We start from the raw sequence: 13,294 nt of genomic DNA, 5'->3' as shown, positions 1-13,294 counted from the left end.
CGTCGAACTGCGCGGCATCACCAAGCGTTTCCCCGGCGTCGTCGCCAACCGCGACATCGACATCACCGTACGCTCGGGCACCGTCCACGCCCTGTGCGGCGAGAACGGCGCCGGCAAGTCCACCCTGATGAAGATCCTCTACGGCATGCAGCAGCCGGACGAGGGCACCATCACGGTCAACGGCGAGCAGGTCGTCCTGCACAACCCCGGCGACGCCATCGCCCGCGGCATCGGCATGGTGCACCAGCACTTCATGCTCGCCGACAACCTCACCGTGCTGGAGAACGTCGTCCTCGGCGCGGAGAAGCTGCACGGCATCGGGGGCCGGGCCCGCGCCAGGATCAAGGAGATCTCGGACGCGTACAGCCTGAACGTCCGGCCCGACGTCCTCGTGGAGGAACTGGGCGTCGCCGACCGCCAGCGCGTGGAGATCCTCAAGGTCCTCTACCGCGGCGCCCGCACCCTCATCCTCGACGAGCCGACCGCCGTGCTCGTGCCGCAGGAGGTCGACGCGCTCTTCGACAACCTGCGCGAGCTGAAGGCCGAGGGCCTCACCGTCATCTTCATCTCCCACAAGCTGGGCGAGGTGCTGTCGGTCGCCGACGAGATCACCGTCATCCGGCGCGGCACCACCGTCGGCACCGCCGACCCGCGCACCACCACCCCCAAGCAACTGGCCGAGCTGATGGTCGGCAGCGAGCTGCCCAGCCCGGACACCGAGGAGTCCACCGTCACGGACGTCCCGATGCTGGAGCTGGCGGGCCTGCACCTGACGCAGACCGGCCTCGACGGCATCGAGCGGGTCATCCTCGACGAGATCTCCTTCACCATCCACAAGGGCGAGGTCCTCGGCATCGCCGGTGTGGAGGGCAACGGCCAGTCCGAGCTGGTCGAGGCGATCATGGGCATGCGGCACCCCGACGCCGGCGTCATCACGCTCGACGGCGCCGACATCTCGCACGCCGCCACCCGCGACCGCCGCCTGGCCGGCATCGGCTACGTCCCCGAGGACCGCCACCGCCACGGCCTGCTGCTGGAAGCGCCGCTGTGGGAGAACCGCATCCTCGGCCACGTCAGCGAGCGGCCCAACTCGCGCGGCGCGCTGCTCGACATCAAGGCGGCCCGCGCCGACACCGAGCGGATCGTCACGTCGTACGACGTCCGCACCCCCGGCATCGACGTGACCGCGGCCTCGCTGTCCGGCGGCAACCAGCAGAAGCTGATCGTCGGCCGCGAGATGAGCCACCACCCCAAGCTGCTCATCGCCGCCCACCCCACCCGCGGTGTGGACGTCGGCGCCCAAGCGGCCATCTGGGACTACATCCGCGAGGCCCGCCGCGAGGGCCTGGCCGTCCTGCTGATCTCCGCCGACCTGGACGAGCTGATCGGCCTGTCCGACACCCTGCGGGTGATGTACCGGGGCCGTCTGGTCGCCGACGCCGACCCCGCCACCATCACCCCCGAAGAACTGGGCTCCGCCATGACGGGTGCGGCCACCGGCCACCTGGAGCACACAGAGGACGACGAGCGATGAACAAGCTGACCTCACGCATCGACAAGGAGCGGCTGGCCCTCGGCATCGCCGCACCGCTGCTGGCGGTCGTCGCCGCGCTCGTCGTCACCGCCCTGGTGATCCTCGCGACCGGCAAGAACCCCGGCGCCGCGTTCAGCGACATGATGAGCTACGGCTTCGCCAGCGACAGCCAGGTCTACATCCTGAACAAGGCCACCACGTACTACCTCGCCGGTATCGCGGTCGCCGTCGGTTTCCGGATGAACCTGTTCAACATCGGTGTGGACGGCCAGTACCGGCTCGCCGCGTTCATCGCCGCCGTCCTCGGCGGCGCGCTGGCCGTGCCCGGCTGGATCGCCATCCCGCTGATCATGATCTGCGCCATGGCGACCGGCGCCCTGTGGGCGGCCATCGCCGGTGTGCTGAAGGTGACCCGGGGCGTCAGCGAGGTCATCGCGACCATCATGCTGAACTCCATCGCCACCGCCGTCATCGGCTATCTGCTCCAGCCCGAGCGGCTCGGCGAACTCCAGCAGGGCGGCACCCTGGTCTCCACCGAGCCGCTGCCGTCGTCCTCGTTCTTCTTCAGCATCGACACCGGCCCGGCCGGTGTGCTGGACGGCTTCATCGTCGTCGCCGTGATCGTCGGCCTCGCCTACTGGTTCGTGCTCGGCCGCACCCGGTTCGGCTTCGACCTGCGCACCGTCGGCCAGTCCGAGAGCGCCGCCGCCGCGAGCGGTGTGTCGGTGAAGCGGATGGTCGCCACCAGCATGATCATCTCCGGTGCGGTGGCCGGTCTGATCGGCATGCCCACGCTGCTGAACGAGAGCCACCAGTACGACAACAGCTTCCCCACCGGGATCGGCTTCACCGGCATCGCCATCGCGCTGCTCGGCCGCAACAACCCGATCGGCATCGCGCTCGGCGCCCTGCTCTGGGGCTTCCTGGAGCGCACCACCAACCACCTGGAGTTCCAGGGCTACGACAAGGAGATCCTCGGCGTGATCCAGGGCGTCATCGTCCTGTGCGTCGTGATCGCCTACGAGGTCGTCCGGCGCTACGGCCTCAAGCGCCAGCAGCAGCGGGTCGGCGCGGAACTCGCCGCCCAGGCCGCCGCCCCGACGAAGAAGCAGGAGGTGGCGTGATGACTGCCACGATGACCGACACGCCGCCGCCCGCGGCGCCCAAGGCACCCGGCGCGCCCCAGCGCTCGGGCCGCTCCCTCGGCCAGGTCCTCATGATCGTCGCCGGCGCCCTGCTGCTCCTCGCGGCCGTCCGGATGATCACCGACTCCAACCAGCTGGACTCCTCCGGCCAGGTCGCCGCCGCGCTCGGCCTCGCCGTGCCGATCGGCCTCGCCGGACTCGCCGGCCTGTGGTCCGAGCGGGCCGGCGTGGTCAACATCGGCCTCGAAGGCATGATGATCCTCGGCACCTTCGGCGCCGGCTGGGTCGGCTGGCAGTCCAGCCCCTGGCTCGGCCTGCTGTGTGGCGTCGGCTTCGGCGTCCTCGGCGGCCTGGTGCACGCCGTCGCCACCATCACCTTCGGCGTCGACCACATCGTCTCCGGTGTCGCCGTCAACCTGCTCGCGCTCGGTGCCACCCAGTACCTCGCCAAGCTGTTCTTCGCCGACGGCGGTGCCGCGGAGGCGGGCGGCAACCCCAAGCAGTCCCCGCCCGCGGACTCGCTGCCCGACTTCACCGTCCCCGGCCTGTCCGACGGCCTCGCCTCCATCGAGAAGCACCACTGGTTCCTGGTCTCCGACCTCGCCGGCATCGTCGGCGGCCTGGTCACCAACCTGTCCGTGATCACGATCGTGGCCGTGCTGCTGTTCGTCGGCAGCTGGTGGCTGCTGTGGCGCACCCCGTTCGGGCTGCGGCTGCGCTCCTGCGGTGAGAACCCGGTCGCCGCGGAGTCCCTCGGCGTCAACGTCTACCAGTACAAGTACGCGGCCGTCGCCGTCTCCGGCGGTCTGGCCGGCCTCGGCGGCGCGTTCCTCGCGCTGGTCACCTCGCACACCTACCTGGAGGGCCAGACCGCGGGCCGCGGCTACATCGGTCTCGCCGCCATGATCTTCGGCAACTGGCGGCCCGGCGGGCTGGCCATGGGCGCGGGCCTGTTCGGCTACTCCGACGCCCTCCAGCTGCGCAACGGCGGCGTCACCGTGCACGCGCTGCTGCTGCTCCTGGTCGTCCTGCTCGCGCTGCTGGCCGGCTGGAAGCTGTACAAGAAGGCCGTGGTCCAGGGCGTGGTCAGCGCCGTCATGGCCGCGCTGGTGCTGGTCTGGTACCTGCTCACCGACGAGGTCCCGAGCGACTTCGTGGGCGCCACCCCGTACGTCGTCACCCTGCTGGTGCTCTCGCTGTCCGCGCAGCGGCTGCGGATGCCCAAGGCGGACGGCATGCGCTACCGGAAGGGCCAGGGCAAGTGACCCGGGACGACACCGCCTTCGACTGGGAGCCGCTGCGCGCCCGGGCGCGGGAGGCCATGTCCCACGCCTACGCCCCCTACTCGGGCTACCCGGTCGGGGTCGCGGCCCTGGTCGACGACGGCCGCACGGTCACCGGCTGCAACGTGGAGAACGCCTCCTACGGCCTCGGCCTGTGCGCCGAGTGCGGCCTGGTCTCCGAGCTCCAGCGCACCGGCGGCGGCCGGCTGACGCACTTCACCTGCGTCGACCGGGCCGGCGCCCTGCTGGTCCCGTGCGGGCGCTGCCGCCAGCTGCTGTACGAGTTCGGCGGCCCCGACCTGCTGCTGGACACCCCCGCGGGCGTCCTGACGCTCGCCGAGATGCTGCCGCAGGCCTTCGGCCCGGACCATCTCACCCAGTAACGCCGTACGGCCCCCCTGCACCCTCCGCAGGGGGGCCGCACACTTCGCACCTCCCGGAAGGAAGCCCCAGCCATGGCCATGGACGCCATCTCCGTCATCCGTACCAAGCGGGACCGCGGCGAGCTGACCGACCAGCAGATCGACTGGGTCATCGACGCGTACACCCGCGGCGAGGTCGCCGACGAGCAGATGTCCGCGCTCGCCATGGCGATCCTGCTGAACGGCATGAACCGCCGCGAGATCGCCCGCTGGACGGCGGCCATGATCGCCTCCGGCGAGCGCATGGACTTCTCCTCGCTGTCCCGTCCGACGGCCGACAAGCACTCCACGGGCGGTGTCGGCGACAAGATCACCCTGCCGCTGGCCCCGCTCGTCGCGGCCTGCGGTGCGGCCGTCCCCCAGCTCTCCGGCCGGGGCCTCGGCCACACCGGCGGCACCCTGGACAAGCTGGAGTCCGTCCCCGGCTGGCGTGCCCTGCTCTCCAACGAGGAGATGCTGAACGTCCTCGACACCACCGGCGCGGTGATCTGCGCGGCGGGCGACGGCCTGGCCCCCGCCGACAAGAAGCTCTACGCGCTGCGGGACGTGACCGGCACGGTCGAGGCCATCCCGCTGATCGCCTCCTCGATCATGTCCAAGAAGATCGCCGAGGGCACCGGCTCGCTGGTGCTGGACGTCAAGGTGGGCTCCGGCGCCTTCATGAAGACGATCGAGGACGCCCGTGAACTGGCGTCCACGATGGTCGGCCTCGGCACCGACCACGGGGTGAAGACGGTCGCGCTGCTCACGGACATGTCCACCCCGCTGGGCCTGACGGCGGGCAACGCGCTGGAGGTCCGCGAGTCCGTGGAGGTCCTGGCGGGCGGCGGCCCGGCGGACGTCGTGGAACTGACGCTCGCGCTGGCCCGGGAGATGCTGGACGCCGCCGGGCTGAAGGACGCCGACCCGGCGCGGGCGCTGGCCGACGGCTCGGCGATGGACGTCTGGCGCCGGATGATCGCGGCCCAGGGCGGCGACCCGGACGCCTCGCTGCCCACGTCGAAGGAACAGCACGTGGTGAAGGCCCCCGCCGCCGGTGTCCTGAGCCGTCTCGACGCCTACGACATCGGCATCGCCGCCTGGCGCCTGGGCGCCGGCCGCGCCCGCAAGGAGGACCCGGTGCAGGCGGCGGCGGGCGTCGAACTCCACGCCAAGCCCGGCGACCGGGTGACCGAGGGCCAGCCCCTCCTCACCCTCCACACCGACACCCCGGAACGCTTCGAGTACGCCCTCCAGGCACTCACGGACGCCTACGACATCGCGACCCCGGACACCACCTTCCAGCCCACCCCGGTGGTCCTGGAACGCATCGCCTGACCTGCGGTTTCCCCATTCGGGTGAACGGGACCGGTGGACCCGCACCGGTCCCGTTCGGCATGCTGGGATCGGTGACGCACCGATAGGAGACCGCCATGAGCGCACTCACCGTCAGCCACGACGCCGAGCAGAGCTGGGACGACCTCGTCCGGTTCTGGGAGGAGATGGAATGGCCTGAGGGCAGCAAGGTGGAGATCATCGAGGGGATCGTCACCGTGTCACCTTCTCCAGCGCCACGTCACAACGTGATCGCGGAACTAATTCAGCGTCGCCTCTACCCCACGATTCCCGACGATCTGGGGATCTACCAGACCGTGGCCATCGCCGTGCCCTCGCGGCTGGGCATGCTCATCCCGGACCTGTTGGTGGTGCCGGTGCAGGCTTGCCGGGAGGCGGATTCCCATGTCCCCGCCGCCCTCGCCGAACTCGTCGTCGAGGTCACCTCCAAGTCCAACGCCCGCCACGACCGCGTCAGCAAGCCGGCCGCCTACGCCACCGCGGGCATCCCGCTCTACCTCCTCGTCGACCGCTGGGCCCCCGGCGGCCCGACCGCCACGCTGTACGGCGAGCCGAAGGGTGAGGTCTACCGGGTGCTGTCCGCCGTGAAGTTCGGCGACCCGATCAAGCTGCCGGAGCCGTTCGGGGTCGTCATCGACACCGGGGAGTTCCCCGTGGACTGACGGTCTTCAGCCGGGGCGGCGATGAGTTCCGGCCGTCCCGGCGGTCTACCCGCACGTGGATGCCAAGTCGCCCGTCGTCGTGCTCGTGCTGAGCGGTCCCGTTCGTCCCGATGCGGTGGCGGGGTGGTGTGGCGCCGTGCGGGAAGCGCTCGCGGGTGGCGCGGGCGGGGTGGTCGTGTGTGACGTGGGCGGGCTCGGGCCGCCGGGGTTGGCGGCCGTCGAGCTGCTCGCCCGGCTGGAGCTGACCGCCCGCCGGGCCGGCGGGCGGATACGGCTGCGGGACGCCGGTCCCGCGCTAGTCGCCCTGCTGGACCTGGTCGGCCTCCGCTTCCAGACGGAGGGGCAGGCCGAAGAGCGGGAACCACCGCTGGGTGTCGAGGAAGCAGTGGAAACCGGTGATCCGGCCGGCTGAGAGCTCCAGCACCTGCACCGCCCACGGCACGAACCCGCCGTTCTCCGGGTCCGGCTTGTAGTGCGCGAACGCCGGCAGGCCGTTGGCCTGGACCGGCACCAGCCGGGACCCGGCGCAGGAGGCGCCGATGGTGGTCATGAAGCCGGTGATGTCGGCCGTGCCGCGCAGCCACAGGTCGAACGGCGGCATCGTCATGATGGCGTCCTCGTGCAGCAGCGCCGTCAGCGCCGTCATGTCGTAGCCCTCGAATGCCTTGACGTACCGCTCCAGCAGCTTGCGCTGCTCCTCGTCCAGCGGATCGGACACCGCCCCCTCGGGCCCCGCGTCCGACCGCTCCGCGAGCGTGGCCCGGGCCCGCTGCAACGCGCTGTTCACCGAGGCCACCGAGGTCTCCAGCAGCTCGGCCACCTCGCTCGCCCGCCACGCGAGCACCTCGCGCAGGATCAGCACCGCCCGCTGCTTGGGCGGCAGTTGCTGGAGCGCCGCCATGAAGGCGAGCCGCACCGACTCCTTGGCGACGGCCGCCTCCGCCGGGTCCGCCACGGCCGGCAGCACCCGCGCGTCCGGCATCGGCTCCAGCCAGGTGTGGTCCGGCCGCGGGTTGAGCGCCGCCTGCGCGAGCGGGGTGGCCTCGGACAGATCCATCGGCCGGGCCCTCTTGTTGCCCGCCGACAGCATGTCCAGGCACACGTTCGTCGCGATCCGGTACAGCCACGACCTGAGCGAGGAACGGCCCTCGAACTTCTCGTAGTTGCGCCAGGCCCGGACCAGGGTGTCCTGCACCGCGTCCTCGGCCTCGAAGGAGGAGCCGAGCATCCGGTAGCAGTACCCGGTCAGCTCGGTCCGGTGCTTCTCCAGTGCGACATCGAGGTCCGCCGTCGCCGTTCCGTTGCCCATCGTCCACCCACCCCTGTGGCCGTCGAAGTGGCGCACCGTCGCGCCCCAGCACCTCGGAAGCTACCGCAGCCCACCGACAATGACCGCCGGAGTCGGAAAATGCCCGGTGCGAGGGGGCGCCGCCCCCGGCGCGGACGCCTCAGTGCGCCGTGGCCCGTACCGAAGCCCGCGCGGGGTTCGCCACCGCCCGCCGTGCCGCCACGGAACCGAGCACGGTGATCGCCACCACGCCCAGCACCGCCAGCAGGCCGACGCCGACCGTGCCCGCCCAGCCGCCCGTGCGGAAGGCCAGCGCGCCGACCGTGCTGCCCACGCTGGAGCCGATGTAGTACGCCGACTGGTACAGCGCCGACGCCTGGGCGCGGCCGTGCGTGGCCGTCTTGCCGACCGCCGAGGAGGCCACCGCGTGCCCGGCGAAGAAGCCCGCCGTGATCAGCACCAGGCCCAGCAGGACCAGCGGCAGTGACGCGGCCAGTGACAGCAGCAGCCCCGCCGCCGTCGTACCGCCCGCCAGGTACAGCGCGCCCCGGCGGCCGAACCGGCCCACCAGCCGGCCCGCGGCCGAGGCCGACACCGTGCCCACCAGGTACACCAGGAAGATCGAGCCCACGATGCCCTGCGGCAGCCCGAACGGCGCCGCCGTCAGCCGGTAGCCGATCACCGTGTAGACCCCGCCGAACACCGTCATGAACAGCGCGCCGATCGCGTACAGCCGGCGCAGCAGCGGATCCGCGAGGTGGCCGCGGACCGTGCCGAGCAGGACCCGGGGCCGCAGCGAGCCGGGCGTGAAGTGGCGCGGGGCGGGCAGCAGCAGCCGGAACGCCACCGCGCACGCGACCGCGAGGGCGCCGATGACGCCGACCGAGACCCGCCAGCCCCACTCCTGCGCGACCCAGCCGGTGATCACCCGGCCGCTCATGCCGCCGACGCTGTTGCCCGCCACGAACAGCCCGATGGCGGTCACCAGCGCCTTCGGCCGGACCTCCTCGGCCAGGTAGGCCGTGGCCGAGGCCGGCAGACCGGCCAGCGCCGCGCCCTGCACGCCCCGCAGCACGACCAGCGCGCCGATCGACGGCGCGAAGGGCACCAGCAGACCGACGGCGACGGCGACGGCCAGCGAGGCCGTCATCACCGTACGGCGGCCGAACCGCTCCGACAGGGCGCTCATCGGCAGCACGAACAGGGCCAGCCCGCCGGTCGCCGCCGCCACCGTCCAGCTCGCCTCGCTCGCCGCGACCCCGAACTCCCCGGAGATCAGCGGCAGCAGCGCCTGGGTGGAGTACAGCAGCGCGAAGGTCGCGACCCCGGCGAGGAAGAGGGCGAGGCTCATCCGGCGGTAGCCGGGGCCGCCCGGAGTCATACGGGAGTCGGAGCCGGTGACGTCGGAGCCGGAGGAGTCGGGGACGGGAACGGACGGTACGGCGTCCACACGGGTGGACGCCCCGGTACTGGCGGGAGACATGCCTCGACCGTAAGGACGACACGGCTCATGCGTCCAATGCATGGAACGGCCATAATCGTTCCCATGGCGCATCAGCGAAGCTCACAGGCTCGGCTGTCACCGTTCAGTGACACAGAAGACACGGCGCTGTTGCTCGCGCCCCGCCTCGCCTACTTCGCCGGGGTGGCCCGCACGGAGCACGTCACCCGGGCCGCGCAGGAGCTGAACGTCCCCCAGTCCACCCTCTCGCGCGCGATGGCCCGCCTGGAACGGGACCTGGGCGTCGAGCTGTTCGCCCGGCACGGCCGCACGGTCTCCCTGACCACCGCCGGGCGCACCTTCCTCGCCTCCGTGGAGCGGGCCCTCGCCGAGGTCGAACGGGCCGCCGAGGAGGTCCGCGCGGACGCCGACCCGGCCACCGGCAAGGTCGCCTTCGGCTTCCTGCACACCATGGGCGCGGAGACCGTACCCGGTCTGCTGCACGCCTTCCGCGCCGACCATCCGCGCGTCCGCTTCAGCCTGGTCCAGAACTACGGCGAGGCGATGCTGGAGCGGCTGCGCGCCGGCGAGCTGGACCTCTGCCTCACCTCGCCGGTCCCCGACGCCCCCGACCTGGTCGCCCGCCGCCTGGACGAGCAGAAGCTGCGCCTGGTCGTCCCCGCGGAGCACCGGCTGGCCGCCCGCCGCCGCATCCGCCTGGCCGAGGCGGCCGAGGAGACCTTCGTGACCCTGGAGCCCGGCTACGGCCTGCGCCGCATCACGGACGACCTGTGCCGCCAGGCGGGCTTCCGGCCCAGGGTCGCGTTCGAGGGCGAGGAGGCCGAGACCCTGCGGGGCCTGGTCGCGGCCGGTCTCGGCGTGGCGCTGCTGCCCCCGCCGACGGTCCCCCGCCCCGGCGTGGTCGAACTGACGGTGACGGCCCCGCGAGCGGCCCGGGAGATCGGCGTGGCCTGGCTGGCCGGCCGCCCGGACACCCCGCCGGTGGCGGCGTTCAAGAAGTTCCTGCTGTCGAGGAGGGGCAACCTCCTGCCCTGAGGGCTCTCCCGCTCCCGGGGGCCGGAGGAAACCCGGTGGCCGCCGCGCGTCGGCCGTCGGTACCGTCGGCCCCGGCCGGCCGTACGACCGGTCGCCGTGACGAGGAGCGATTGCCATGACCAGCCCGCGAGCGACGACGACCCTGTGGCGCCCCACCGGCCCCAGGGAACTGGAGCTGGTGCGCGAGCTGGACTGGCGTGCCTGGCCGCCCCGGCTTCCCGAGCAGCCGATCTTCTACCCGGTGCTCGACGAGCAGTACGCCGTGAAGATCGCGCGCGACTGGAACGTCAAGCACGACGGCGCCGGCTTCGTCACCCGCTTCGACGTCGACTCCGGCTTCCTGCGCAGGTACCCGGTCCGCCAGGCCGGCGGACGCACGATTCTCGAACTGTGGGTCCCGGCCGAGGAACTGGACGGGTTCAACGCCCATATCGTCGGCCGGATCCGGCTGGTCCACGAGTTCCGCTGAGCCCCCTGCGGCGCTACCGCCGCAACGACCGCCCGAACCCCGCCGCCAGCGGCATCCGCAGGCCGATCGGCGGGGGAGCGGCCAGGGCGTCCTCCACCGGGCGGGAGACGGGGTGCCCGAACAGGGCACCCAGGACGAAGTCGGTGGTCAGGGCGAGGACTTCGGAGCGGTGGCCGTGCAGCGCGTGGCCGTCGGAGTGGACCTCGAAGCGGCACACCTCGCGGTTCGCCTTCTTCGCCCGCGCCGCGTAGCGGAAGGACAGCTCCGGGTCGGTGCGCTCGTCGTTCGTGCCGTGGGCGATCAGGACCCGGCGGCCCGCCAACTGCTTCACCGGTTCGGCGGGAGCGGCCACGTCCTCCTCGGGCAGCCAAGGCGCCAGCGCCACCACGGAGTTGACGGCCTCGTGACCGCCGGAGCGCAGCGCCGCCCGGCCGCCCATGTCGACGCCGACCAGGCACACGGGGACGTCGCCGTAGCGGCGTACGACCTCCTCGGTGGCCCACTCGGCGTCCGCCGCCAGGTGCGCCTCGCCGCCGTTCCAGCCGCGGTAGCGGTAGCGGACGCGGTGCACCGCCAGCCCCTCGGCGCGGCCCGAGCGGGCGAGGGCGCGGCCCAGGGAGCGGATCAGGGAGAGGGGCCGCACGGGCGATGGCCGGCGGGTGGAGACCTCCTGGCCGTCGGGGAGCAGCAGCACCGCTCCGCACACCGGTGTCGGCGCCGGGCCGACCGCCTTTCCCAGCCCGGCCGTTCGCACCGGCGTCGCTTGCTGTCCCATGACAGAACAGTGTCAGAAGGGACGGTGGACGAAACCCGTACGACGGGTCACCGTTGCGTATCGACGGAAAAGCGCCGGTCGGCCTTCCCACACCGGTTTCCGTCAATGCGATGAAATCGGCGTTCATCCCTTTCGATGAAAGACTCGCGGTGATCGACGGTGTCACCGAACCCGGAACTGCCGAGCCGAAATCCGAATGGCTGTTCCGGCGGACCGCGTCTACCAGCGGTTCCGGCCGCTCGCAGGACCGACCGCCGCGAGCCGGACGGTGGGGGACGCGGGCGCGCTTTCCCGTGGTGTCCGTATTTCGGTGTTTGCGGTGGATGGTGTGTGGTGTTTACGGTCGTGGACCGCTCAGATCGTTTGTGATCCCCCGTCTCCGCACGCAAGGACGCATGCACCATGAAGCAGTCTGCTGCCAAGACCCTCGGTGTCGCCGCCCTGGGCGCCGCCGTCGCCGCCGTCGGCGCGGGCGCGGCCAACGCGGCGCCGGCCGCCCCGGACGCCGCCCACACCCTGGACACCGTCACGAAGCTGCTGCCGCCCGAGCAGGTCGTGGACGCGCTGCCCGACAGCGGTGCGGTGAAGACGCTCAAGCCCCTGGCCAAGCGCGGTGTCGCCGCCGCGGTGCCGGTCGCCCGCAAGGGGCTGGTCGCCGCGCAGCCCGTCGCCGAGCGCGCCGTGGCCGAGAGCCCGACCAAGCCGGTCGCCGGCCTGCTCGGTGGACTGCCGGTCAAGGGCCTGCCCACGAAGGGCACGCCGGTCAACGGGCTTCCGCTCGGCTGACCCCCGTCGCGGGACACGCGGGGCGCTCCGGCAGGTCCGGACGCGCCCCCGTGGTGTGCCCGGGCCGCCATCGCTCACCGGGCGGGGCCGCGCGTCACCAGGCGGTGCGGGCCTTGTCCTCGGACGGCAGCAGCAGCCACAGCGCTATGTACAGCAGGAACTGCGGGCCCGGCAGCAGGCAGGACACCAGGAAGATCACCCGCATCGTCGTGGCCGACGTGCCGAAGCGCCGGGCCAGTCCGGCGCAGACTCCGCCGATCACGCGGCCTTGGGTGGGGCGGGAAAGGGCGGTCATGTCGGCTCCTCCGTGGTCGTCGGCTCGCTCCCGAGCCGGTGGCGGGGCCCTGGGCGAGCCCCTCAACTGCCATCCACGGTAGGCGGACGAAGAGGACGAAGCATCACTCTAAGGGGCGATACCGACCCTGGGAATCGTCGGGGTACGGCCCTGAGACAGCTCCTCCGTGACGCTGACGGCCGGCCCGGCCGCGGCCACCGGTTCCCGCTCCGCCCGCCGACGCAGCCAGGAGCGGCCCGCCGGTACGACGGCCAGGTGGGCCAGCACGACCCCCGTCGTGTTCAGCAGCAGCGAGTCGACGTCCACCACCCGGCCCGGCACCCCGGTCTGCAACAGGGCGATGCCCAGGGAGATCAGCGCGCCGGCGGCGGCCGTCCTGAGCAGCGAGGCGAGCGGGGAGACGGTGAGCCTGCCGTGCGCCGCCGGCAGCAGCACGCCCAGCGGGGCGAGCAGCCCGAGACCCTCGCCGAGCGGCCGGGCGGCCCCGGGCCAGCCCAGCGCCAGATCGGCCCGGATGCCGGCCAGCGGGCGCAGATTCGGGGGCGTCACCCAGGGGACGTCCAGGGGGCGCAGCATCAGCCAGGCGACGAGGGCGAGGTGCGTGGCGAGGAGGACACCCCCCGTCACACGGATGCGGATCGCGGCGTTGCCGCCGATGGAGCCTTGACGCTGCACGCCCCCCTAGACGCGGCCACGGTGCGGAACGGTTCCGGGGTGAAAACGTTTCGCCTCCGCCACGACGCCGTTCCGTCACGCCACGCCACGCCACGGCATGTCACGTCACACCACGCCACGGCACACGA

General features: G+C 72.3%; 15 protein-coding genes and 1 pseudogene. 11 read left to right on the top strand and 5 right to left on the bottom strand.

Annotation, left to right across the window (positions count from 1 at the left end):
* Positions 1 to 7: 7 nt before the first annotated feature.
* The 7 genes from ACSURM_RS14395 (at position 8) to ACSURM_RS14365 (ending at position 6,793) form a co-directional block, all read left to right on the top strand.
* Positions 8 to 1,534 carry an ABC transporter ATP-binding protein gene (locus tag ACSURM_RS14395; RefSeq protein ID WP_436961093.1) on the top strand — a complete coding sequence of 509 codons (1,527 nt, stop codon included), beginning with the start codon at positions 8 to 10 and terminating at the stop codon, positions 1,532 to 1,534.
* The gene (locus ACSURM_RS14390; protein ID WP_030789598.1) at positions 1,531 to 2,658 is read left to right on the top strand and encodes an ABC transporter permease; all 1,128 of its coding nucleotides are present in this window, start codon (positions 1,531 to 1,533) and stop codon (positions 2,656 to 2,658) included. The genes ACSURM_RS14395 and ACSURM_RS14390 overlap by 4 nt, the downstream gene beginning before the upstream one ends.
* The gene (locus tag ACSURM_RS14385) at positions 2,658 to 3,944 is read left to right on the top strand and encodes an ABC transporter permease (RefSeq protein ID WP_436955371.1); all 1,287 of its coding nucleotides are present in this window, start codon (positions 2,658 to 2,660) and stop codon (positions 3,942 to 3,944) included. The genes ACSURM_RS14390 and ACSURM_RS14385 overlap by 1 nt, the downstream gene beginning before the upstream one ends.
* Positions 3,941 to 4,345: a cytidine deaminase gene (locus tag ACSURM_RS14380; protein ID WP_436955370.1), complete on the top strand. Its 405-nt coding sequence runs from the start codon at positions 3,941 to 3,943 to the stop codon at positions 4,343 to 4,345. Before ACSURM_RS14385 ends, ACSURM_RS14380 begins: the two co-directional genes overlap by 4 nt.
* 72 nt (positions 4,346 to 4,417) lie before the next feature.
* Positions 4,418 to 5,701: a thymidine phosphorylase gene (locus tag ACSURM_RS14375; RefSeq protein ID WP_436955369.1), complete on the top strand. Its 1,284-nt coding sequence runs from the start codon at positions 4,418 to 4,420 to the stop codon at positions 5,699 to 5,701.
* A 95-nt stretch (positions 5,702 to 5,796) separates the two neighbouring features.
* Complete coding sequence (locus ACSURM_RS14370) at positions 5,797 to 6,381, top strand: Uma2 family endonuclease (protein WP_436955368.1); 585 nt, start codon at positions 5,797 to 5,799, stop codon at positions 6,379 to 6,381.
* A gap of 55 nt (positions 6,382 to 6,436) precedes the next feature.
* Positions 6,437 to 6,793 carry an STAS domain-containing protein gene (locus tag ACSURM_RS14365; protein ID WP_436955367.1) on the top strand — a complete coding sequence of 119 codons (357 nt, stop codon included), beginning with the start codon at positions 6,437 to 6,439 and terminating at the stop codon, positions 6,791 to 6,793.
* On the opposite strand, the gene ACSURM_RS14360 is transcribed toward ACSURM_RS14365, so the two are convergent.
* Together ACSURM_RS14360 and ACSURM_RS14355 are read right to left on the bottom strand one after the other, a co-directional pair.
* Positions 6,677 to 7,690, bottom strand: a complete 1,014-nt coding sequence (locus tag ACSURM_RS14360) for a sigma-70 family RNA polymerase sigma factor (protein WP_436955366.1) — start codon at positions 7,688 to 7,690, stop codon at positions 6,677 to 6,679. The two genes, ACSURM_RS14365 and ACSURM_RS14360, sit on opposite strands and share 117 nt — an antisense overlap.
* Positions 7,691 to 7,829: 139 nt before the next feature.
* Positions 7,830 to 9,152, bottom strand: a complete 1,323-nt coding sequence (locus ACSURM_RS14355; protein ID WP_436955365.1) for an MFS transporter — start codon at positions 9,150 to 9,152, stop codon at positions 7,830 to 7,832.
* A gap of 63 nt (positions 9,153 to 9,215) precedes the next feature.
* Between ACSURM_RS14355 and ACSURM_RS14350 the strand changes: the two genes are divergently transcribed.
* Together ACSURM_RS14350 and ACSURM_RS14345 are read left to right on the top strand one after the other, a co-directional pair.
* Positions 9,216 to 10,166: a LysR substrate-binding domain-containing protein gene (locus tag ACSURM_RS14350; RefSeq protein WP_436955364.1), complete on the top strand. Its 951-nt coding sequence runs from the start codon at positions 9,216 to 9,218 to the stop codon at positions 10,164 to 10,166.
* A 115-nt stretch (positions 10,167 to 10,281) separates the two neighbouring features.
* Entirely contained in the window at positions 10,282 to 10,635 is a 354-nt protein-coding gene (locus tag ACSURM_RS14345; protein WP_436955363.1) for a hypothetical protein, read from the top strand.
* A gap of 13 nt (positions 10,636 to 10,648) precedes the next feature.
* Here the strand turns inward: ACSURM_RS14345 and ACSURM_RS14340 are convergent, their stop codons facing one another.
* On the bottom strand, positions 10,649 to 11,410 hold the full coding sequence (locus tag ACSURM_RS14340) for an alpha/beta hydrolase (RefSeq protein WP_436955362.1): 762 nt from the start codon (positions 11,408 to 11,410) through the stop codon (positions 10,649 to 10,651).
* A 98-nt stretch (positions 11,411 to 11,508) separates the two neighbouring features.
* On the opposite strand from ACSURM_RS14340, the pseudogene ACSURM_RS14335 reads away from it, so the two are divergent.
* Together ACSURM_RS14335 and ACSURM_RS14330 are read left to right on the top strand one after the other, a co-directional pair.
* Positions 11,509 to 11,652, top strand: a pseudogene (locus ACSURM_RS14335) (adenosine deaminase); the annotation flags it as partial.
* A 160-nt stretch (positions 11,653 to 11,812) separates the two neighbouring features.
* A complete protein-coding gene (locus ACSURM_RS14330; RefSeq protein ID WP_436955361.1) occupies positions 11,813 to 12,196 on the top strand; it encodes an ATP-binding protein in 384 nt (127 codons plus the stop codon).
* 94 nt (positions 12,197 to 12,290) lie between these two features.
* Here ACSURM_RS14330 and ACSURM_RS14325 read toward each other — a convergent pair whose 3' ends face one another.
* Complete coding sequence (locus tag ACSURM_RS14325; RefSeq protein ID WP_391342472.1) at positions 12,291 to 12,491, bottom strand: PspC domain-containing protein; 201 nt, start codon at positions 12,489 to 12,491, stop codon at positions 12,291 to 12,293.
* A 108-nt stretch (positions 12,492 to 12,599) separates the two neighbouring features.
* On the bottom strand, positions 12,600 to 13,166 hold the full coding sequence (locus ACSURM_RS14320; protein WP_436955360.1) for a VanZ family protein: 567 nt from the start codon (positions 13,164 to 13,166) through the stop codon (positions 12,600 to 12,602).
* Positions 13,167 to 13,294 lie beyond the last annotated feature (128 nt).

The organism is Streptomyces sp. SudanB182_2057 (genome assembly GCF_964272715.1).
In the GTDB taxonomy this organism is placed as follows: domain Bacteria; phylum Actinomycetota; class Actinomycetes; order Streptomycetales; family Streptomycetaceae; genus Streptomyces; species Streptomyces rubradiris.
The sequence above is the reverse complement of the archived record's forward strand: the minus strand, read 5'-3'. Positions and strand labels throughout refer to the sequence as shown.

Coding starts and splice junctions, on each gene's coding strand:
- ACSURM_RS14390 (WP_030789598.1), top strand. CDS start 1,531: ATGAACAAGCTGACCTCACGCATCGACAAGGAGCGGCTGGCCCTCGGC.
- ACSURM_RS14385 (WP_436955371.1), top strand. CDS start 2,658: ATGACTGCCACGATGACCGACACGCCGCCGCCCGCGGCGCCCAAGGCA.
- ACSURM_RS14375 (WP_436955369.1), top strand. CDS start 4,418: ATGGCCATGGACGCCATCTCCGTCATCCGTACCAAGCGGGACCGCGGC.
- ACSURM_RS14370 (WP_436955368.1), top strand. CDS start 5,797: ATGAGCGCACTCACCGTCAGCCACGACGCCGAGCAGAGCTGGGACGAC.
- ACSURM_RS14360 (WP_436955366.1), bottom strand. CDS start 7,690: ATGGGCAACGGAACGGCGACGGCGGACCTCGATGTCGCACTGGAGAAG.
- ACSURM_RS14355 (WP_436955365.1), bottom strand. CDS start 9,152: ATGTCTCCCGCCAGTACCGGGGCGTCCACCCGTGTGGACGCCGTACCG.
- ACSURM_RS14350 (WP_436955364.1), top strand. CDS start 9,216: ATGGCGCATCAGCGAAGCTCACAGGCTCGGCTGTCACCGTTCAGTGAC.
- ACSURM_RS14345 (WP_436955363.1), top strand. CDS start 10,282: ATGACCAGCCCGCGAGCGACGACGACCCTGTGGCGCCCCACCGGCCCC.
- ACSURM_RS14340 (WP_436955362.1), bottom strand. CDS start 11,410: ATGGGACAGCAAGCGACGCCGGTGCGAACGGCCGGGCTGGGAAAGGCG.
- ACSURM_RS14330 (WP_436955361.1), top strand. CDS start 11,813: ATGAAGCAGTCTGCTGCCAAGACCCTCGGTGTCGCCGCCCTGGGCGCC.
- ACSURM_RS14325 (WP_391342472.1), bottom strand. CDS start 12,491: ATGACCGCCCTTTCCCGCCCCACCCAAGGCCGCGTGATCGGCGGAGTC.